The sequence below is a fragment of the Methanomicrobiales archaeon genome (genome assembly GCA_030019205.1).
Taxonomy (GTDB): Archaea; Halobacteriota; Methanomicrobia; order Methanomicrobiales; family JACTUA01; genus JASEFH01.
This window is the reverse complement of record JASEFH010000008.1, coordinates 81333-101836: the sequence shown is the minus strand read 5'-3', so window position 1 is coordinate 101836 and position 20504 is coordinate 81333. Positions and strand designations below refer to the sequence as shown.

General features: G+C 59.5%; 16 protein-coding genes and 2 tRNA genes. 8 read left to right on the top strand and 10 right to left on the bottom strand.

Translation table 11 applies throughout. The annotated features are described in order from the left end of the window. Nucleotides 1–230: 230 nt before the first annotated feature. Nucleotides 231–947 (bottom strand): methyltransferase domain-containing protein, encoded by a 717-nt coding sequence (locus tag QMC96_06490; GenBank protein ID MDI6876401.1) that lies wholly within the window; start codon nucleotides 945–947, stop codon nucleotides 231–233. 63 nt (nucleotides 948–1010) lie between these two features. On the opposite strand from QMC96_06490, the gene QMC96_06485 reads away from it, so the two are divergent. Next, nucleotides 1011–1157, top strand: coding sequence for a hypothetical protein (locus QMC96_06485; GenBank protein MDI6876400.1), 147 nt, complete (start codon nucleotides 1011–1013; stop codon nucleotides 1155–1157). A gap of 304 nt (nucleotides 1158–1461) precedes the next feature. Here the strand turns inward: QMC96_06485 and QMC96_06480 are convergent, their stop codons facing one another. Then, nucleotides 1462–2187: an SIMPL domain-containing protein gene (locus tag QMC96_06480; protein MDI6876399.1), complete on the bottom strand. Its 726-nt coding sequence runs from the start codon at nucleotides 2185–2187 to the stop codon at nucleotides 1462–1464. A gap of 308 nt (nucleotides 2188–2495) precedes the next feature. Here QMC96_06480 and QMC96_06475 point away from each other — a divergent pair, with 308 nt between their 5' ends. Then, on the top strand, nucleotides 2496–2738 hold the full coding sequence (locus QMC96_06475) for a hypothetical protein (protein MDI6876398.1): 243 nt from the start codon (nucleotides 2496–2498) through the stop codon (nucleotides 2736–2738). Nucleotides 2739–3476: 738 nt separating this feature from the next. Here QMC96_06475 and QMC96_06470 read toward each other — a convergent pair. Together QMC96_06470 and QMC96_06465 are read right to left on the bottom strand one after the other, a co-directional pair. Then, entirely contained in the window at nucleotides 3477–5723 is a 2247-nt protein-coding gene (locus QMC96_06470) for a hydrophobe/amphiphile efflux-3 (HAE3) family transporter (protein MDI6876397.1), read from the bottom strand. Nucleotides 5724–5841: 118 nt separating this feature from the next. Next, nucleotides 5842–7191 (bottom strand): COG1361 S-layer family protein, encoded by a 1350-nt coding sequence (locus tag QMC96_06465; protein MDI6876396.1) that lies wholly within the window; start codon nucleotides 7189–7191, stop codon nucleotides 5842–5844. Nucleotides 7192–7425: 234 nt separating this feature from the next. Between QMC96_06465 and QMC96_06460 the strand changes: the two genes are divergently transcribed. The 4 genes from QMC96_06460 (at nucleotide 7426) to QMC96_06445 (ending at nucleotide 11925) form a co-directional block, all read left to right on the top strand. Continuing rightward, entirely contained in the window at nucleotides 7426–9468 is a 2043-nt protein-coding gene (locus QMC96_06460; GenBank protein ID MDI6876395.1) for a PAS domain S-box protein, read from the top strand. 52 nt (nucleotides 9469–9520) lie between these two features. Further along, on the top strand, nucleotides 9521–9742 hold the full coding sequence (locus QMC96_06455) for a hypothetical protein (GenBank protein ID MDI6876394.1): 222 nt from the start codon (nucleotides 9521–9523) through the stop codon (nucleotides 9740–9742). 437 nt (nucleotides 9743–10179) lie between these two features. Next, on the top strand, nucleotides 10180–11355 hold the full coding sequence (locus tag QMC96_06450; GenBank protein ID MDI6876393.1) for a nitrogenase component 1: 1176 nt from the start codon (nucleotides 10180–10182) through the stop codon (nucleotides 11353–11355). Between the two features lie 174 nt (nucleotides 11356–11529). Further along, nucleotides 11530–11925 (top strand): hypothetical protein, encoded by a 396-nt coding sequence (locus QMC96_06445; GenBank protein ID MDI6876392.1) that lies wholly within the window; start codon nucleotides 11530–11532, stop codon nucleotides 11923–11925. A 706-nt stretch (nucleotides 11926–12631) separates the two neighbouring features. Here QMC96_06445 and QMC96_06440 read toward each other — a convergent pair. The 5 genes from QMC96_06440 to QMC96_06420 all read right to left on the bottom strand — a co-directional run bounded on the left by QMC96_06440 (nucleotide 12632) and on the right by QMC96_06420 (nucleotide 16930). After that, nucleotides 12632–13486: a site-specific DNA-methyltransferase gene (locus QMC96_06440; GenBank protein ID MDI6876391.1), complete on the bottom strand. Its 855-nt coding sequence runs from the start codon at nucleotides 13484–13486 to the stop codon at nucleotides 12632–12634. A 798-nt stretch (nucleotides 13487–14284) separates the two neighbouring features. Further along, nucleotides 14285–14359, bottom strand: a tRNA-Glu gene (locus QMC96_06435). 211 nt (nucleotides 14360–14570) lie between these two features. Continuing rightward, a complete protein-coding gene (locus tag QMC96_06430; GenBank protein ID MDI6876390.1) occupies nucleotides 14571–14999 on the bottom strand; it encodes a CBS domain-containing protein in 429 nt (142 codons plus the stop codon). Nucleotides 15000–15203: 204 nt separating this feature from the next. Next, a complete protein-coding gene (locus tag QMC96_06425) occupies nucleotides 15204–15488 on the bottom strand; it encodes a hypothetical protein (GenBank protein MDI6876389.1) in 285 nt (94 codons plus the stop codon). A gap of 155 nt (nucleotides 15489–15643) precedes the next feature. Continuing rightward, entirely contained in the window at nucleotides 15644–16930 is a 1287-nt protein-coding gene (locus tag QMC96_06420; protein MDI6876388.1) for a 2'-5' RNA ligase family protein, read from the bottom strand. A gap of 204 nt (nucleotides 16931–17134) precedes the next feature. Here QMC96_06420 and QMC96_06415 point away from each other — a divergent pair, with 204 nt between their 5' ends. Then, nucleotides 17135–18247 (top strand): GTP-binding protein, encoded by a 1113-nt coding sequence (locus tag QMC96_06415; GenBank protein ID MDI6876387.1) that lies wholly within the window; start codon nucleotides 17135–17137, stop codon nucleotides 18245–18247. A gap of 967 nt (nucleotides 18248–19214) precedes the next feature. Here QMC96_06415 and QMC96_06410 read toward each other — a convergent pair. Beyond that, the gene (locus QMC96_06410; protein MDI6876386.1) at nucleotides 19215–20327 is read right to left on the bottom strand and encodes a tRNA (guanine(10)-N(2))-dimethyltransferase; all 1113 of its coding nucleotides are present in this window, start codon (nucleotides 20325–20327) and stop codon (nucleotides 19215–19217) included. A gap of 67 nt (nucleotides 20328–20394) precedes the next feature. On the opposite strand from QMC96_06410, the gene QMC96_06405 reads away from it, so the two are divergent. After that, a tRNA-Arg gene (locus QMC96_06405) sits at nucleotides 20395–20469 on the top strand. Nucleotides 20470–20504: the final 35 nt, after the last annotated feature.

Below are 20504 nucleotides of genomic sequence, written 5' to 3'. Positions count from 1 at the left end.
GTGCGGTTTCTGCCGAGGAAGATGCTTCCGGATAATCTCCCAGAGATAATCGTCGATTTCCTGAAATGCCATGTCTTGGGCTCAGGGTCCTCAAGGGTCTTATAATTTTGGGATATCCTCTGTATCATAAGAGATTATAGAGATATGGCCGAACAGCCCGGACTGTTTTACCGGCATCCGTATGAGCATGCTGCCGGCGTGACGTTCACATTTTCGGGGCTTTGCCCCGGTCAGGTGTCGATCGGTGCAGCCTCCCGTGTATCCTTGCAGGCATGGATCACCACAAAACCACTCGGGGCATCCGGGAATCCCTCAAAGACCGTCTGGACGACCTCGCGGTCCAGGAATCCGGCCTTCTCCAGCAGCGACTCGACCTCACCGGTCGAGTAGAAGACGGCGTCGCGGAAGAAGATGCTCTCCGCCCTCTCCCGCAGGTACTGCCGCCCGAGCGGGCTCTCCCGATCGATGATCCCGAGGGTCAGGCTACCCCCTTCCTTCAGGATCCGCCGAACCTCGCGGAAGGCGGCGAGCGTATCCTCGATGAAGCAGACGACCGTCACCATGAGGACGAAATCGAAGACCCTGTCGCAGAACGGAAGCGCTTCGGCGGCCCCGACGACGGCCTCGACACCCCTCTCCCGGGCGATGCGCACCATCGCAGGGGAGATGTCCACGCCGACCTCGATCTGCAGCGGTGCGGCGAAGCGTGCGGTCCCGACGCCCACCTCGAGCCCGCTCCCGCGCCACGGCACGTACTGCTCCAGCGCCCGCACCTCGGCCTGGTAGATGTGCGGATTTTCGTCGTACCATCGGTCGTACAGCCAGGGATACCGATCGAAAGGAGTCGCACGGACATGCGCGGTGCCGCCCGAACTCTTCAGCAGGGATCGGGACTTATCGCCGTCATGCCGCTCTCTGCCCTCGTCTGCGCTTCCACGCCGCTGCATCGCATAGAGATGGTCGAGCCGATTTAAAACTTTATCCGGCAGTGTCTGGAATCGATATCGACAATGCTCGACCTGTCCGATTCAGGATCAGCGACCAGAAAGTCTTCTTCTCAAGAGTATACTCCTGCGCTCGAAATCCTCATCAAGGTTGACGGCTTTCCGGTGTTCCCCGGGAAAGGGGCTCGCCTCTCCAACCCCTTCGGGGGATAGAGACGCTTTTAACGGTATTCCCCCGCCCATACAGGCCTATCGCACGATTCCACTCCTCTCGAAGGTGAGGCGGGCGGCCTTTTCAGGATCGCGGGGAGGTGAGAATCGGATCCGGCCATAGCATATCCGCAGGAGAGGTGGAACAATCCCGCAGAGGGCCTTCACCATGAAAAAGAGATCCGGTGTATCATTCTGTATGCTTGAATCATCGAATCATGCGCGTTTCGACAGAGCGTATCCTGGATGCTCGGGACTCCGTTCTGCCGCATTGGAAAATGGATGAGCGTTCTCCGCGCATCCTGCATCAGGCAGCAGAGTATATCGCGGAAACCCGTGCGCTCACCGTCACATCCCCGGGCTGAATGGGTGTAGGAACCGAAGCAGCCGCGCCGGACTCCCTGAATGCCGGGATCGGTGTCGGACCAGGGATCTCGTCGATCGCAATCTCCTTCACGCCCGTGATAGCCAGACCTGCAGCGGAGGCAGCGGTCTCCGCATCGGAGCGGGTCTGACGAACCGCCCGTTGCAGCGCCTCGGTGCGGAGCTGCCGCTCTCTCTCCTCGCTCAATCCGAACTCGATGAAATCGATGCGGTTGGCGCCTCCTGCCACCGCGGCATCCAGGATCTCTCCAGCCCGGCTCGTATTCTCGAGCGTCACCAGCAGGGAGTTGGTCACCCGGTAGGACCGGACGGTCCGGTTGATCGGATCTTCGCCGTCGGAATATACTGGCAGAATCGTGTATGCCGTTGTATTGATGGCATTCCGCCCCAGACCGGCAGCCAGGAGGGCCTCGATCACCCGGTTCGCCCGCTCCGCATTCCCCTGCTGGGCAGCGCGGGCGTCGGGATCGTCGGTCTCAACCGCCAACGAGATCCGCACCCGATCGGGGGATGCCATCGCTTCGCCCGTGCTCGCGGCATGGATCAGCCGTTCGGTAGCGTTGGATATCGGCTGGGCTGCGGTGCTGCCCATGAGAGCAGCACCCAGTAATGCCAGAATCAGCAACATCATGCCTCTCGTCATCCACATGCAGTCCCCCTTGCATTCCCTTAGTATAAACGTTCCTCCGCTCCGCTGACGTTCCCACGATCCGCCAAGCGACCCTTCGGAGTGATGAAGCTGGGTTTCCCCTCCCGATCCCGATACGCCAATCGCGTCTGCACACGTTAACGCTATCTATCCGACTCCCCGTTCTGCAGGCAGGGATGCGGAAAGAGGGTCCTATACTCCGATAAACTGGAATTCTGCCGGTCATCGGCAGGCCACGATCGGCCGGGGCAACCTTGATTATGCGGTTCTCGGAAAACATCGATCATAGCCACACTATGGGTGACAGTATGGACGATCTGCCCTACCTGAAAGTGCGCTCCCAGCTGCGGGTGTGGGAGCGGGGAAGCGGTCAACTTCCCTCTTCGGAGAAGGGGACAGTGCATGCCTACATCATGGACTGCGTCAGACGATACGCGGATGAGCGGGGGATACCGGAATCCAGACTTCTCGAGAAGCTGTTCTGCAACATCATGGTCGAGACGCTCGACTCCGAGGGGAGACTGGTTTTCATCCGAAAAAGGCTGCGGTGAACGGCAAGCGGATCGCGCCGGGATCGAACGCAGGATCCTCTTCGGCATCCAGGAGACCGTGCTGCCAGCGGGACCCGTTCCCGGGCGATACGGGTGTCGCGCGCTGTTCGCGATACCACATGCAAATCAGCATCCGGTTCTATCTGTGCAGGCATCCCTCTACCATCCTGAAGCATCCGCCTGATAGGGGAAGGGCCATACCATGATACCTTCTGTCCTCCTGTGGGGATAGGAAGCAGAAATCCTCCTGTGTTCACTCCTCCGAAGGAATGGGTTAGAGTGCGGTGAGCAGCCTGGAGACCCCCGGGCCGGGATGTGTTCGGATGTCGTACAGCAATCTGGCACTGCCCTTTCAGGCTATCGTACTGGCGGGGTGGGGGCACCCCCTCGCCCTTTTGGGTGCGACGGATTCGATTGTTTATCCCTGCAGGGAGCCGGATCTCCGGCTCGTAGGGTATACTTACGCGATAGGAGCCAGGAGCCGCACCATCGGGCTCGAGGGATGTGCGGGCAGGGAGGCGTCTGTCTGGTCCTCCATCACCCGATCCTGTGGGAAGGGGGTGTCGCACCCTTTCAGGATGCGGCGAGCCCTCGAACTGCGGTGCAGTGCACTCTTCCCGCGGTCGCCTCCCTCCGGCAGGGGGGCGAAGCCCGATCGAAGCATTCAGGGGATCGGTGAATGCAAATCCGTTCTTGGCGTGATTGGCAGGGGGTGAAGAGAGGATGCAGCCTGCGCCGTTACGATCCCGGCGCACGGGCCTTCCTGCCGCGGTTCTCCAGGGATCCGACCAGGATCAGAATGGCCGGCATCGCGATGATCGCCCCGATCAGGGCGAACCCGACCGAGATGACGGTCACCGACCCGAAGTTGCTGATCATACCGAACTCGGAGAGTATCAGCGCTCCGAAGCCGAAGACGGTCGTCAGTCCCGATACCGTGATCGCGGTTCCGATGCGCTGGACGGCGTAGCGGATCGCCGGGACCAGCGCGAGCCCGTTCGCCTGCTCCTCGTAGGCTCTCTCCATGATCAGGATCGTATACTCCGAGGCGACGCCGATGCTCATCGAGCCCAGCACCGCGGTCATGGGTGTGTAGTCGATTCCGAACAGGTACATAATCAGGCCGTTCCAGCCGACGATCATCACGATCGGTACGAGCGGCGTTACCGCTCTGCCGACCTTCCGGTAGATGATTGCCAGGAAGGCGAAGATCAGCCCGAAGGCCAGCACGGTCATCAGGGTCTTGCCTGCGCTGATCTCACGGATCAGGTTCGTGAACATCTCCGGCATCCCCGTTACATCGGCCGTCACTCCGGGCGGCGGGGGAAGGTAGTCCAGATCGCGGCGCAGCAGGTCTATCTGGGTCATCGCCACCGGATTCGTCATCGAGACGTAGTAAAACTCCATCACGGCTTCAGAGCGCCCGTTCATGTACCGGTTCAGGGTATCGGCGGGAATCCTTGCCAGCACATCCCCCAGTTCCCGATCGTTCTCCGGCATCTGGCCGTCATTGTACTGGAGGACATACGTGGCAAGGCTGGCCGATCCAGTTATCTTGCTGTTGTGCTCCTCTTCGTAGCGCTGGAACTCGTGCATCCAGCGGATGCCGTCGACGCTGACCGCCCCGCCCCCCCGAACCAGCACCGGAACCCCCGAGGTTGCCTCCATCATCCGGCCCACTTTGTCGAGCAGGACCTTTGCCGGCATGTCCGGCGGCACGAAGGTCTTCTCGTCCGTGTTGATTGGTATGAGGCCGTCCATCTGGTAGCCGACGACCGCGACGAATGTGAGGATGAGCAGCACGGGAACCGCGTTCTTTGCAACTTTCTCTGCCAGCCGTCCGATTGCCATGTCGTAGCGGTCCATCCATCCCCTGCGTCCTTCATCCGTTGAGGTGCCGCCGCCCTTCACCGGCCGGTACGTGAACAGCATCCCGAACGTCGGCACGATGGTCAGCGCGGCGAGGTAGCAGGAAGCGATCCCGATGACGCAGACGATCCCGAACCCGGCGACCATCGGAAGGGGTGATATCCAGAGGGCAATGAATCCCATCGCCGTTGCCAGCATCGCCAGCAGCACCGCGGGTCCGGCCTTCGTGACGGTGGTGCGGACGGCATCGGGAACCGATGCCTTCCGCACCTCTTCGTCGAACCGCGAGTGGAACTGGATCGCATAGTCGATACCGATGCCGATCAGCACCGGGAATGCTGCGATAACCGCCATGCTCACCTTCATGCCGGACCATCCGATGATTCCGAAGGTGAAGATGAGTCCGATGGCCACGATGCCCACCGGCAGGAAACGGTAGCGGACGTGGCCAAAGAAGAAGCCTACGGCGACCACCATCAGCACCATCGCAGCCACGATCAGAGTGCCCATCGAGGTGCCCATCTCATCCATCATCTGCTCGGCAAATGGCGCCTCGCCGGTCAGCGCCGCCGTGACCCCGGGGGGCCTCTCGATACTCTCGATCCGGGAACTGATGGATCGGACCAGGGAAAACGTCGAGTCGTCGGAGAGCCCCGGTTCGACCGTCGCCACGCTGATCGTCATGGCATTCGAGGGGGCGAACCGGGAGAGCATCTCGGGCGGGATGCGGTCTCTGGCCTGCTGGATCTCTCCCGGGGAGGTCGGAAGGACACCCCCATTGGCCTGCTTGAGCACTGCGGCGATGCTGCTGGTGCCGCTGACGTAGCGCTCTTTTCCCATCTCCTCCTCGAGGCGGTCGATGTAATCGATCACAGCGGGATCGTAGATATTGTCAGCCTCGACAAGCACCATCAGGCTTGCGGGCTGGTAGGTGCTGGTATAGTGGGCGAGGAGGTTGAAGCGCTCGGTATCCTCCCGCACATAGGTGTCCATGCCCGTCTCCATCGAGACGAACGCCATTCCCGCGAGGGCTGCCAGCACTGCACAGACGACCACGGCGGCCACCAGCAGCGGCCGCCGCACGATGACTTCCGCGAAATCAGAGTATACCGACATCATGTACCCTTCTCACCAATCTCTCCTGTCCGCCGTTTCCTGCAGGTGGATAGATCCCCACCGGCCGCCCGATGGGATCCACAGCCCCGCCATCCAGGCATTCAGGGAAGGATACTCCTCAGGAGCTGGCACCCTTCCCGCGCAGCCGCATGACGAAATAGCCCGTCCCGATCAGGCCGGCGGCGATGATGGCCAGGACGATCGGGTTGTCCAGGAGAGCGGAGATCCCCTCCTTCCTGACCACGCCCACGGTGACTTTCATGGTGTCGGAGGTCTGGGAATTGCCCAGCGCGTCTCTGTACCGGATCTCGGAGTCGAGGCCGTAGTCCTTCTCGGTAGCCCCGGCATCGACGGAGACCTCGAACCGCGCAACGGCCGCCTGACCGGGAGCCAGATCGCCGAGGTAGGCAGTATCGTCGTTGCTGGTGAACGGATCGACGGCCGAGATGCGGGCCTGGGCGTTATAGGCGGTGGCGGCACCGATATTCTGGAACTCGACCTCGATCACGCTCTTCTGGCCGGGATTGAGAGTGCTCGTAAGAGGTGTGGCAGTAAACGCGATCTTGCCGCCGACCGGCACGCCCATGGTGAGCAGGCCCGACTGCACCAGCAGACCGTCCGCATTCTTGTACTCCAGCAGGGCTTTAAGGGGATAGGTCTGCTCCTCTGCATTCTTTGATACTGAGACCTTGTATCGGCAGGTGATGGTCTCGCCCGGCGCGAAGTCGCCGACGTAGACGCTGCTCTCCGTGGGGATGACCGGACTGTTGTTGTCGTTCCGCACGATCTTCACCACGGCATCCCGGGCATTCTCATACCCGATGTTCTTCAGGGTCAGGGTGAGGTAGCCCTCCGTGCCAACGTTCAGGTGGTCGGTATCCATCTCCAGCAGCTGCAGACGGGCATTGGCGGTGACAGTGATGCGCAGCGGCAGTTCCACGGTCTTCTGCCGGTAGAAGTAGCGCATCGTGTCCATCCCGTACTGCTCCGCCTCCTCCAGATAGGTGTAGGTCACGGTGAGGGGCAGAGTATACGTCCCGGCGGGCGCGTCGTCCGCGACGAGTACGATGAACGTTACTTGTTTGGCCGTAGCCCCGGGGATATCCCCGATCATCTGCGGATCGGTCTTGACTGTCAGCGGGGCATTGCCACTCGAGAGGTTGACCGTGACGAGTTTGGCGGTGTTGGGCTGATCCTCCCGGGTGACGATGGCGGGATCCACGATCTTCACCTGGTTCAGTCCGGCATTGGCGATCACAACGTTCAGGGTAGCCGTCTCACCGGGAGAGACCTGGTTGGTGCCGGATATGCTGGCAGAGAGTTCCGGGCTGCCGTAGAGAAACTTCTCTCCGGCGGATGCCGTTGCAATCCCGCTGCAGAACAGCAGCATTCCCAGCACTGCGAGAACAGTGAACCGGAAGGCACAGCCAGAACGCTGCGCCGCATCGCTCTTTCCCGATCGTGACATTCACAGACCTCATCCTCGAAGTACGAGGCGCAATATCGTATTGCTACGTGAAACCCGAGGTTATTTAAATATTCCTATTATGTGTTACAATCGTCTATAACACAGGCATGTTATTCAGATGTGCAACATATTTAAGTAACCTATTTATAGGATAAAATTGAACTCGATTCAATGGTACGCCTTCGGGCCGATTTTTCCCGGATAAAACAGCTTCTGCAGGAGAACCCGCAGGGTATGAGTGTCACCGAGATCGCTGCGGCACTGAACAAGAACAAGCATTCTGTGGGCAGGTACATGGATATTCTCCACGCCGCCGGGGAGGTCGAGGTCCGTAACTACGGAATGGCCAAGGTCTTCTCCCTCGCCCAGCGGGTTCCGCTCTCGGCCATCCTGCGGTACACGAGCGAGTTCATGATGGTCCTGGATAAGGACTTCCGTGTGCTCCAGATCAATGCTCCCTTCCTGGAATTCCTGCATAAGGCGCGGGAGGACGTGATAGGAAGGCACATTGCCTACATCCCGCTCCCAGACGTGCCGCTTCAGGACCTGATCCAGAAGTTGAGAGACGCGCTGGAGCAGAAGAAGTCCTCCGAGGATCTCTTTCTCCAGAACGAAGGGGAGCACTTCTTCCGTGCGCGGATCCTGGAGACGGTATTCGAAGACGGGAGAGAGGGATATACGGTCATCCTGAGCGATCTGACGGAGCAGAAACGAGCCGAGCTCGAGCTGCAGCGGAGCGAGGCCCGTTACCGCGCGGTCGTTGAGGGGCAGACGGAGTACATCTGCCGGTTCCTCCCCGACGGCACCAATGTCTTCGTCAACGAAGCCTACTGCCGATTCCTCGGCATGCCGCGCGAGCGGATCATCGGGCGGAAGGTCAGGCCACGGGTGCCTGATGCAGAGGCGGCAGGTGTACGGCAGCATCTTTCATCTCTCACGATAGATCGCCCCGTGGGAACAATCCAGCACCGGGTGATTCTGCCCGATGGTTCGATGGGCTGGCAGCAGTGGACGGATATGGCGATATTCGACGAGATGGGGAATATCGTAGAGTATCAATCCGTCGGACGCGATATCACCGAGATGAAGCAGGCAGAAGAGGCCCTCCGTCAGAGCGAGGAGAAGTACAGGGAGCTGGTAGAGCTCGCCAACACCGTGATCCTGAAAATGGATCTCTCCGGAAATATCACCTTCTTCAACGAATTCGCGGAGGGATTCTTCGGCTATGCCGAAGACGAAATCCTCGGTCGCAACGTGGTCGGAACCATCGTGCCGGCAACCGAGAGTTCGGGGAGGGACATGCAGGAGCTCATCGCCAACATCTGTTCCCATACCGAGCAGTACCAGCTCCACGAGAATGAGAACATCACCCGCGACGGCAGACGGGTCTGGATGCGCTGGACGAACCGCATGATCCGGGACGGCGCCGGAAAACCGACGGGTATCCTCTCCATCGGTGTCGATATCACGGAGTTGAAACGCGTCGAAGAAAAGCTCAAGGCGAGCGAGAAGAGGTTCAGGGAACTCGCAGAGATGCTTCCACTCCCCGTCTTCGAGACCGATCGGGCGTGTATGCTCACCTATGGAAACGAACAGGCGTTCCTGTCCTTCGGGTACCATCCGGAGGATATCAGGGAGGCCCCCCATCTACTGGAGATGATCGCACCCGCGGATCGGGATCGCGCCCGAAAGCATATCGAGCGTTTGCTGGAAAATGTAGGACGAGCGAACGAGCAGTTCACCGCTCTTCGCAAGGATGGCACGACCTTCCCCATGATGGCGTACACCGCATCGATCGTCGAGGGGGGGCGGATCGCCGGACTTCGGGGTATCGTCATCGATCTGACCGAGCACAACCGCACGAAGAATTCTCTTCAGGATGAGCGGGATTTCATCGCCGCCGTGCTGGATACGGTCGATGCCCTCGTTGTCGTCCTGGATCCGCAGGGCCGCATCGTGAGGTTCAACCGTGCCTGTGCGGAGCTGACGGGATACGCCCCGGAAGAGGTGCAGGGGGAACTCTTCTTCGATCGCTTCATTCTTCCAGGAGAGATGGATGCGGTCCGTGCCACATTCGATCATCTCGTCGCGCGGAGGACAAAAGTCCGCGCACGGAATCACTGGGTGATGCGGGATGGCTCAAGACGGCTCATCGACTGGTCAAGCACCGCCCTCCTCGACAGAGAGGGACGTGTCATGCACGTGATCGGCACGGGTATCGACATCACGGGCAGAGAGGGGGGCGGGGCCGGATCCCGGTCGCCGTGCTGGGGATAGGGGTGCATGAGCGCCTCTTTTTCCATGTCATGGCATTAATACCCATCCGACAATGGCGGACGCTCTGCACCGGCTCGGGCATGCGGAAGGCATGCGCACCTCCGCGATGCAAGGAAAAGCGATGGAGTTAGCATGGCAGATGGTTTTCGATCCTGAAAAAGGCAGCTGGATTTCTGCAATTGCACGTCTCCCCTCACACCGAACGGACCGGATCGCAGTCGTGACGTGCTTCCATTTACAGCAATGCGATCATCTTTTTACTGGCAACCGATGAATGTTGGTTTTTTCCAGATTTAGCCGGCTTGAGTCGTTGCATATCGATACCCGCATGCATATCATCATGAAAAATAAAAATTAATTATATATTAAAATATTATTGATATATTGCTTTTTTAATCGAATATGGGACGGAATTTTTCCGCCATTTTGTGACCGTATGCCGATGTGTTGAAATTGAATATCGTGTAAAACTATATATACTTTCGATGCCCATATGGTAAACGTAAACCTCCTAAACCTTGAGTGGCAGCTGCCACTCATTCTTTTGCAGATGTGATGCTTGACGCGACAGCATGGCTTTTTTTATATCACTTCAGGAATGAACGTTGTACATACTCCGGGCTCGTGCCCGGGCGGAACAGGGCTGTCTCTGCAGATCCGCTCCAGGGCAACAGCAGCATCCGTGGTATGTGAGGGTAGGTGGGTGCAGCGATGCAACCGAAAGCGGTCAGAATCCCGAGGGGTACGTGCAGCCTCTTCGGGACGATACGGGCGGTCGGAGGAATTCGGAACAGCAGTATCCTGGTGCACGGGCCCAAGGGCTGCGTCTACCATATCAACTATATCCTGGGGATGCGGGGCGGTCGCCCATCACGGATCTACTCCACCTGTCTTGACGAACAGGACGTCATCTTCGGGGCGGAGCGGAAACTGCGGGATGCGATCGACGACCTGCTGGAGGAGCAGGACCCCGATATCCTGTTCGTGCTCTCCTGCTGCGCGTCCAGCATCATCGGAGAGGATGTGGGGAGTGCGGTAGCGGATTCGTCCTCCCGGGGACGGGTGATCGGGCTCGAGTCGGGGGGATTCGAAGGAGACTTCCGGACGGGTTACAGCCGCACCCTCTGCACCCTGGTCCGTGAGCTGGCAGGGGAACCCCGTACCGTCGATCCGCGCTCCGTGAATCTGATCGGGCTGCTCCGGGGCGGCCCGGATCTCCAGGAGCTGCGGAGGATGCTCTCACGCCGGGGGATTTCCGTCAATACGGTCCTGACGGCCGGTGCGGATCTCCCCTCGCTCGAGAGGATGGGGGATGCAGCCCTGAACATCGTCCTCTGCGAAGCTGCCGGCAAAGAAGCGGCGGAACTGCTGTGCAGGAGATTTCATACCCCTTACCTGCTGGAGACCCTTCCCATCGGCGCGGGAGCGTCCTGCCGGTTCCTGCAACGTGTTGCGGAAGCTCTCTCGCTCGCGGCGGATGCCGACGGCTGTGAGGAGCTGCAGCCGTTCGATCCGGCCTGCCTGCAGGGGCGGAAGATCGCGATCATCGGGGGGCCGACCCGAGCGCTCTCCGTGACGCGGTTCCTGGTTGAGCTGGGCGTCGAGCCCCGTCTGGTCGTCCTCGATTTCGATACAGATACCCGGGGGAAGATCTCCGATATGCTCGGTACGGCTTGCGACGTTCTGGTGGAACCGGAGCAGGACCTGATCTTCCGGAACCTGAAAGAGAAGGGGATCGATCTCGTCCTTGGAGGGCTGCTGGAGAGGCCCCTGGCTGATGCTCTTTCTATCGAACACCTGGACATCATGCACGGCTGCCAGAGCACTGTGGGATTCCGGGGTGCCGAGAACCTGCAGCGGCTCCTGCTCGCAGGCAGGAACGACTGATCCAGGAGATTCGAACCCGGCTCGATATGCGGCACAGCCGACCATGGGGAACCAGAAGTGTACATGTTCGACGGGGACGGTGAGACCGAACGAGCGATTGGCTCTGGCTGGTAACTCTGGCGTCCCTGGTCGGGACGGTCGCCAGTGTCTACAGGATGGCCCAGGGTTTCTTCCATGGCTGTTTACGAGCGCAACCTGGACGGTTGTCGGCTACAGGAGGGGGAACTACCCGCAGACACAGCCCTCTTCTTCGTCTACATGCTGCTGCCCGCAGGGGAGTTGTGGAAGTGGCAGACGGGAACCAGGGATTGGGACGCAGGGTTCAACGGTTTTCGCGGGAAAATTCAACTCTCTTCTCCTTCATGCTCGATGCTCATCGGTGAGGTCGTCCCGGAATTCTGCGGAGCGGATCCTGCGATCGATCTCCCGGCATCGCCCAATATGCCTGAGGCTGAAAATCGTTCCGGGATGGCCCCGGCTATGAAAGAGATGCAAGAAAACGATCCGATTGCCCGGGTCGCTCAGAAGATCTCCACCTTGTTTCCACAGTCTCACTGCAAATGTCCGTGATTCCCGGCTCTACGAACCAACCCTAGAATCAGTCGAATTCCCGATGTGCAGAATCGCCCCTCGCACATCCCTGCAGATGTAGCCTCCGATGCCCGGGCGATTCGTCGGCGCGCACGGAACCGGGGAATCCAGATACATGTCCCATCGACCGGGGATGCCGGAGATCCTCGAAACGAGGGAGACTCTTCTGGTTCGATCCAAGCCCTGTAAGGAGCGCAGTGCCATCGAGCGCTTCTTCTGCTGGATGTAGGCAAGAAGATCGTTCCTAGGTAAGAGCGACATGGACGCCCATTCATGGGATTGATCCATCCGGCGGGGGTGTCATGAGCGGGAGAATAAGGGAATAAGCTCAATCATATGGGGGATAAGATTTTTGAAGATATAACGTGGGCGGAAATCCAGAAAGGCCGGCCATATTCAGGATGAACTCCGTTCGATGAAGAACGATCGAACACGGTGCAAATCGGATGAGACAATCCAGAGTAGGCCGGAAAGGCTTCGAAGTGCATTTCAGGACGCATCTTAATACCATCCCTTCAGAACACGGATCAGACATGATTGTACTCGGGGAATCTCAGACATTCGGTGATGTGCTATCACGACATCTGTTTCTGATACCGGTTGCCTTTCCGCAGCGGGGGATGTGGATTTCGCTGCGATACAGTGGACAGACATTCTCCGATCGCTCTGTAAACTAGTACCGATCTCATCGAGGATAGACGGACGCATGGCCGGGATGCAGATCGACTTGCTCCTGCGAACCGGCTCCCTCGGATGGACGGGTCCACTGTTCCATCGGTGTTTCCCTCCCGATCCTGTTCAGCGCAATCCTGCAGTAATTCGCATCGATTTCGATGCCGATTCCAATCCGATTGTTCTGACAGGTCGCCACCAACGTCGTACCACTTCCAAGGAAAGGGTCCAGCACCGTATCTCCGACGAAACTGAAGAGTTTCATGCACCGTCTCGGCAATTCTACGGGAAATGGCGCGGGATGCCCGATCTTCTTTTTGCTCTCACCGCTGAAGGTCCATAATCCGTTTGTCCATTCCATGAACTCATCTTTGGTGATATCATTGCGCTTCGATCCGTTCTGCCTTTTCCAGTTCTTTTTATAAAGGACGACGATCAGTTCGACAGGTGCAATGACGTACGGCGCCGACGCGCTTTGAAAGGACCCCCAGGCTGTCCTTCGGGAGATGTTCCCCTCGTTCCAGACGATCGTGGAATGGTACTTGAACCCGATTTTCTTCGCCATTGTCGTGAAATCGGCACCAACGCTCTGCTGGCCGCCCTTGTTCTTGTCCAGGGGAATATTGAGGCAGAAACGGCCGTCGTCCCGAAGCCACTCGTAGCAGCGGGACATCCACTTCTCGCTAAATTCGAGGTATTCATCGTAGGTGATGCTGTCATCGTGGGAATGGTATTTTATGTCCACATTGTAGGGGGGCGATGTGACGACGAGATCGACACTGTCGGGTTCAACTGCCTGCGTGCAGAGCACGTCGCCATGGATGATTGTCACGCGATCGTTCTTGAAAAAAATCGGGCTGTCCACCATACCACCACATATCAGATTAACGTCAGTCCCAATAAAGTACAAGGAATTGGCGCATAACTGACAAGAAGACTCCGATACTGGAAATACCGGGTTGTTCCAATCGTTGATCCTGACATTCTCGGTGATGATCTCCCTCTATGCATTCCTGAATTGTACACGAACCCTTCCCTGAGCATCCGATAGATCTCCCGGTTCGCACTCACCGGGCTCATGGTGCTCCGATTCCGAGCGAATTCAGCAATGGCGAGATCGATGACTTCCTGCGGAAGGTCCGGATTCGGTTTCTTCAAAGCAGGGTTAAGAGTCGGACCTGGACTACTTCTTCCGGAGTCTCCTCTTCCCGATGAGCCCCCCACCAGGAAGGAAGGTCTCATCAAAAACAGGTGGCCGTTTCCCAGAGGAGATCCTGGAACAATGGATGACCGGCTGTTCGACGAGCGCATCTTCGGAATAATCGTCACCCGGATATATGTTCATTGGGTAAACCTTTGCTTGGTGTACTCCTGGATCCTGTGCGCAATTAAAACAAATCACGCTGGTGATATTGGAGCCTTCGACTTATCCTTCATCATCCACGATGCTCCACCTGCACCTTGGGCATATCTGACACCCACGAACCCATGCGCTCCCCTCGCATGTGGCCAGGCCATGCGCCTCTCCTCACATTCAAGGACCGCACATCTCGGGAACAAAACGCGCAAAAGACACTATAAAAACAGATGAATGAAGATTGTTGGCTGTTTTAAGATCGAACGATATAGAGAGATCGAAATCCGTCTTTGACCACGAAAACCAAAGTGCTGCCATGGGGATTTGAACCCCAGTCGTTGGAGTGAGAGTCCAACATGATTGACCGGTCTACACTATAGCAGCAACTCTTTATACGTTGACCCGACAGGAACTTAAAACTTATCGTCGCTCTCCCAGCACCGGCGCCGGAACGCGACGCTCCACTCCGATACCCGCCTATCCCCGATGCACCAGCGCAGGGCGTGCAATCTGCTGCTGTTGTTGAAGCGGTGTCGGTGCGACTGGCGTCACCGCCGCCCAGAGTGGTAGAAAATGGAGCGAATTTTGTATGCTCTCAGAAAGAAGGCATCTGCTTTCGGACGATGCTGGCAATCGACGCCATCTCGCGGATCAACAGCCCCATCAGGTCGTCGATCGAGACGATCCCGGTCAGCCTGCCATTCCCGTCAACAATCGGTATGCGGCGGAACCACTTGTTCTCCATTTTCTGTACCGCTTCGTGAACACTGATATCCGCAGGGAACACCATGGGATCCCTGGTCATTACCTCGGAGACCGCCACTGCCTCCGGATCCCTCTTCTCCGCCACAATCCGCAGGAGAACATCGCGGTCGGTGATGATGCCAACCGGCCTGTTCTGATCCGTGATGACAACCGACCCCACGTTCCGGTCCTTCATCATCCGAACGATCTCGGATACGCGTGCATCGGGCTGCGCGCTCACCACTTCCGATCGACTCGCTTCGCTGATCTTCATCTGCATCCCTCCGCACCCCTTCCCGCGGGCCCTATAAAAAAATTTTTCCCCCCGACCTGCGGGTTGAGGGCGGGCGGAGGATCTCCATGGCAGGCAACGCGCTTCCGCTCTGCCCGTAACAGCCGCTGTCTCCCTGGCTGCCGCATCCCCGACCGACGTTAGCCGATACCGGTTCGGCGGAGATAATCCCCAAGTGTTTCCGTTCCCGCTCTAGCGGGGAGCTGCGCCTCCCTTCTCCTCCGCTTCCGGCGGCGGGCACAGTCCTCTCAAAGGACACATGCCGCGTAAGGATTGCATCTGTCTCATCGGGCCGAAGAAGAACGCCAAGACGATCAGAACAGCTCCGAGAATCCCTGCGATGGCAGTGATCAGAAGCAGCGTGTGCAGTACATGCCGTATGCCCCACCAGACCCAGGTCATGGGGTTGAGCCATTTCATCAGGTCAAGGACCCGACAGACCGCACCCGCCAGTCCAAGAATGAGACCCAGAACCATCGAATCCCCGTCTCCCTATCGAGTGCGAATTTGGCGGAATGGGTATATCAATCTATCCTCGAAGCCCCTCGACCGCTTTGGGCGGGGATCGCAGGGCAGGCATCGCAGGAGATTCCCTGATGCACGGGGAACAGTCCGCGACATACCCTCCCGATTCAGAAACCCGACGACAGCGACTGGAGTGTGGGGATGCTGCCTGCGTCTGCGGCTTCGTCGATCAGCCTGCAGAGGGTGGAGAGCGCGATGGGGCTGTATGCGATCACCTCGGCGGAGACGTTGATCGTGCGGTTCGTAAAATGGATGAACGGGTAATTCTCCAGATCGTTGTTGTGCATATGACCGTGGACGATCCAGCCCTCGAAGTCCGGCGGTGCATCGCAGGGATCGTGAAGAAGCAGGAATCGCTTGCCGTCCCGCTCGAGGGTCAGGCTGCGGACCGTCCCGCCGATTTCCGTATCGTGATTGCCGGCAATGAACGAGATGCGTCCGTTCAACGCCTGAAGATAGCGATCCGGCGCTGCCGCATCCGTTCCATACCGCAGATCGCCAAGGAAGTACACCGTGTCTCCGGCGTCGACCGTCCGATTCCAGTTGTGGATCAGGACGGCGTCCATCTCTCCCACATCGGCGGGGACGAAAGGGCGGGCACAGTAGCGGATGATATTGGCATGGCCGAAATGTGTATCCGAGATCAGGTATGCCCCATCCCCTCCGCCCGTTGCGGACGTGAGCTCGAGACCTTTTCTCCGGCGGTACTGCCGCAGGGTACGCTGCCATCCTCCCGGATCCTGCGCCGCTTCGGCAGGCAGCCAGCACTTCTCGAGGAGATCGTACTCCGCCATGATGCTCTCCCCTTCCAGGACTGTGATCCGCAGGGCGTCCTGCTCGATGTACGGCGGCCTATCGATGGCGGTCGTGGAAGTCGCCGCACTCCCCCCGTCGGAGTGGTATACCCTGCCGCAGGGATCTCCTGCCATCCGTAACTGTCGAATCGCCAGATCGTGCCAGATCGCCCATGCTCTCTCTTCAGCCAGACGGTTTGCCGCGGTGACGTGGAACCAGGCCCTGGACGGATCGCGGTCCCACGCGTTCTCCGTCTCCGTCAGGGACGAGAGGCGGGAGGAGAGTGCGTATCGGAGGTCCCGGAGAGCCCGGGATGGCTCCACGGTATATGCGATCACCCATCCGTTCAGCCCTTCCCGGATCTCCCAGCCACGAATACGGAACGGTATCCAGTCGTATGTGGATGCTGTTACTCCGATTGCATCCATGAACGCCCGCACGGGTGTGTTCCCGAGTTTGCAGGGACCGTAGAGGGTGAGGTGCGGGCTCCTCTCCATGCATGCCTCGATTCCGTGGACGCGGGCGAGCTGCTCCGTTGTATGGCGGATCCTCCAGTGCGCCGGCCCGATCCGCAGCTCCACCAGGTACTGCGGGCTCATCGATGAACGATTGCGGTGGAAGTCTATTAATACCTGTCCGTTTCCCCGCTCTCCCCCCCGGGGGTCTGCACAGGTCAGGCCCCGAGAGGCACGGCGCGAGGGGTAGGGGGAACCCTTAAAAACCGTTATGAGGTGGTATTTTCAAATAATATGGAGAGCGAGATCGCGGCGGAATCCTGATCCGCCGCTGCCAAGGTGGATGCGATGAGTGGTCTGGAGGAGGAGATACGGGAACTGGAGGAGGAGCTCAGGCGGACTCCCTACAACAAGGCCACTTCGAAGCACATCGGTCGGCTGAAGGCCAAGATCGCACGCCTTCGGGACGAGGCTGTCAGCCGGGCGATGCGGGCGGGCGCCGGATCCGAGGGCTACACGGTCAAAAAGTCCGGCGACGCTACGGTCGTGCTGGTGGGGTTTCCTTCGGTCGGGAAGAGTACGCTCCTGAACGCCCTCACCAGGACCCGCAGCGAAGTCGCGAACTACGCCTTCACCACCACCACGGTGGTCCCCGGCGCGCTGGAGCACCGCGGCGCGAAGATCCAAATCCTGGACATTCCCGGCCTGATCGCCGGCGCTGCCATGGGCAAAGGGCGCGGCAAGGAGGTGATCAGCGTCGTGCGCGGGGCCGATCTGATCCTCATCCTGGTTGATGTCTTCAACGAGAAGCACCTGGATGTCCTTCTTCGCGAGCTCCATGATGCCGGAATCCGTATCAACCGCGATCCTCCCGATATCACGATCAAGAAGACATCGATGGGGGGGATCCGTGTCAACCGGGTGGGTGATGTCGAACTCGACGACGATGAGATACGTGCCATCCTTACAGAGCAGAGGCTGATGAATGCCGATGTCCTGATTCGCGGAAATGCTACCCAGGACGACCTGATCGATGCAATGATCGGCAGCCGGGTCTATGTACCCGCCTTCGTGGCGGTGAACAAGGTGGATCTGGTGGATGGCGAGACGATGGAGGAGATTCGCCGCGATCTGGAGCGGAGGTTCGGAGAGGAGCCGATGATGATATCGGCACAGAGCGGCCATAACATGGACGCGCTCAAGGATGCGATCTACGATCACCTGGGATTTATGCACATCTATCTCAAGCCGCAGGGCGGGGCGGCGGATCTGGAGGAGCCGTTGAACATCTTCAAGAACGCCACCGTCGAGGATGTGGGACGGAAACTGCATCGGGATTTCGTGGAAAAGTTCCGGTACGGGCGGGTCTGGGGGCGGTCAGTGAAGCACCCCGGTCAGCGCGTCGGGCTCAACCATAAACTGACCGACGGCGATCTGCTCACCATCGTCACCCGCCATTGACCCGGCATCGGTCGTCAGTCCGAATAGCACTCACGAAGAATGGTTCTGTCGAAATCCTATCGAAGCGAGAACCTGCTCCGATACAGGGGCATCTATGCATGGCTGTCTCCCCTTCGGGGTATGGTCCCGACCCGCGGGGAAATATCCGCGGGATACGGTCCGGAAAGCTTCGGAGAGACTGCCCGCAGAGCCCGAAGAATGGCTCTATTTTATCCCTGGCAACCATCCCGTGCGCCGCTTCCCCGACAGAACGCAGCCCGCCCCGGATGCATCAGCCGTCTCCAGTCCACGTTTCAGGCTCTGTCCGCCCTGCCCGCCAAGGCGGGGGCCTCTTGGTGTACCGCCCCTCCCGCCCCCCAACCCCCTCCAGCACGAAAGAACTCGCGATACGGTGCGGGTCACGCCGGCGATGGCTTCGGCGTTCAGCCTCTCCGTTCCCCCGGCTCTCTATGGCACAAGGCGGTGATCCGGGGTGCCCCCTGCCGAATACAGATTGGCTCGGTCGGGATCCCCACCAGAGACGTATCCTGCGCCGGGCCATTCCGCTGGGGGGGGGGCGAGCCGCTCCCCTCGCGTGCGGTCCCATGAGAAGGAGAGGCTGTCTGCACGGGCTGCAACGATCGCAGCATTCCCGGAACCCTGAGACGGCCCGCGGGACAGGATCACAGTATGCGCGGGGTGTTTCTCACGGAGCATGGGATCTCACGGCGGGACCGCGGTTTCTTCTTTATCGGGGAACCGGAGGATCCTGGCCGGGCTGTAGAGCCGATTCAATGGTCCTGGAGATCCCCCCGCTCCGGATCGTACCGTATCGGTTCCCGCAGACCTGTCGCAGCCCGGGGATGGAAGATCGAACGGGTATCATCGGGGAGTCATCCATATTCCCTGGGGGGTAGGCGGAGGCAGGTTGCACCGCGTCCTGGAGGTCTCCGCAATGAGCCGGAACTCACGACGATCGTATCCGCCATCATTCACGGATCGCATTCATCAGATCCGGCAGGGAAGCGTCAGTCTTGATGGCGGTGCCCGCGTAGTGAGCCCGGCTCGCTCTGTATCCGCCCTCCCGCAGTCGTTCCAGCACCGTCTCGATCGGCGGCGGGGAGACCTTCATCTCTTTCGCCACCCGGTGGTAGTCGTAGTGGCTGGACGTAGGAATCTCCTCCTCCAGCACGGCGATGAGCTTCTGGAGGATCGGTGCGGTGCGCAGGGGAATCTGCCCGATCCGCGACCGCATCTCTTCGAGAATCGCCCTCTCCTGAATGGCGCCGAGCCAGAGGGGCCCGATGGGATCGAGGGCTACGCCGCAGTACTCGCAGATCCGGGTGCTGGCGACGAGTCCGGCAGCCTCCGTGCGGTAGAGGCAGTTCGGGCACTGCAGGATATACCCGATCCGTGCGAGCGTCCGGTCTGCCGCCCGCACACCCGGCCGAATCCGCAGGTGGAGGCGGATGAAGTGCTCACGTGCAAAACAGCAGAGCGGATCCACTCCGCGGTCGTACTTCACCGCCTCCCGCACGGCGAACCCCAGCAGGATGCGGAGCGCCACCTCCCTGTGGTAATGGGTGTTCAACGGTCGTGCAAAGTACCGCCGCATTCCGGCTCTCCGGTGGGCGCCGCAGAGGGGAGCGGTATCCGTCGCTGTCATGAAGAGGTAACGCCGCGCGCTCCGCGAGGCGGCATCCGCGAACGGAGCCGGCGAACCGAAGGGATCGAGATCGACGGCATCGAACCGTCGGGCGCTCATGAGCACGTTCGCGTCCTCCTGGAAGATCTCCACGGGAATATGAAAAAGGTCAGCATTCCGCCGGATCAGGGCGACCGCTTCGGCATTCCTGTCGTTGATGGTGACTGCAATCCCGCATTCCGCGGCGACGCGGAGCCCCCTCACACCCGTCGCCCCCATGGCATCGAGGTAATCGGAAGGCTGGATGCTGGAGAGCAGCAGGATGGTCGCGTCCCGGTTCAGCTCCATGCGCCGGTTGTAGAAGATGGCGGAGCTCCCGGGGGGGAACTGCAGGGATGCATCCTGGACAGGCACGAAAAGGCGGGTCGCGCCCTCGGTCACCTCAACGAGGTCCATGCAGTACTGTAGGCGGGGGTGGTCGTTAAACTTATACTCTCCCATGGCGAAGTATATTCGCACTTTTGGGCTTGTGGCCTAGCCAGGATAGGGCGTTGGCGTCCTAAGCCAAATATCGGGGGTTCGAATCCCTCCAAGCCCGTCGCCTTGATCTCCACACCTTGAAATAGCATGCGG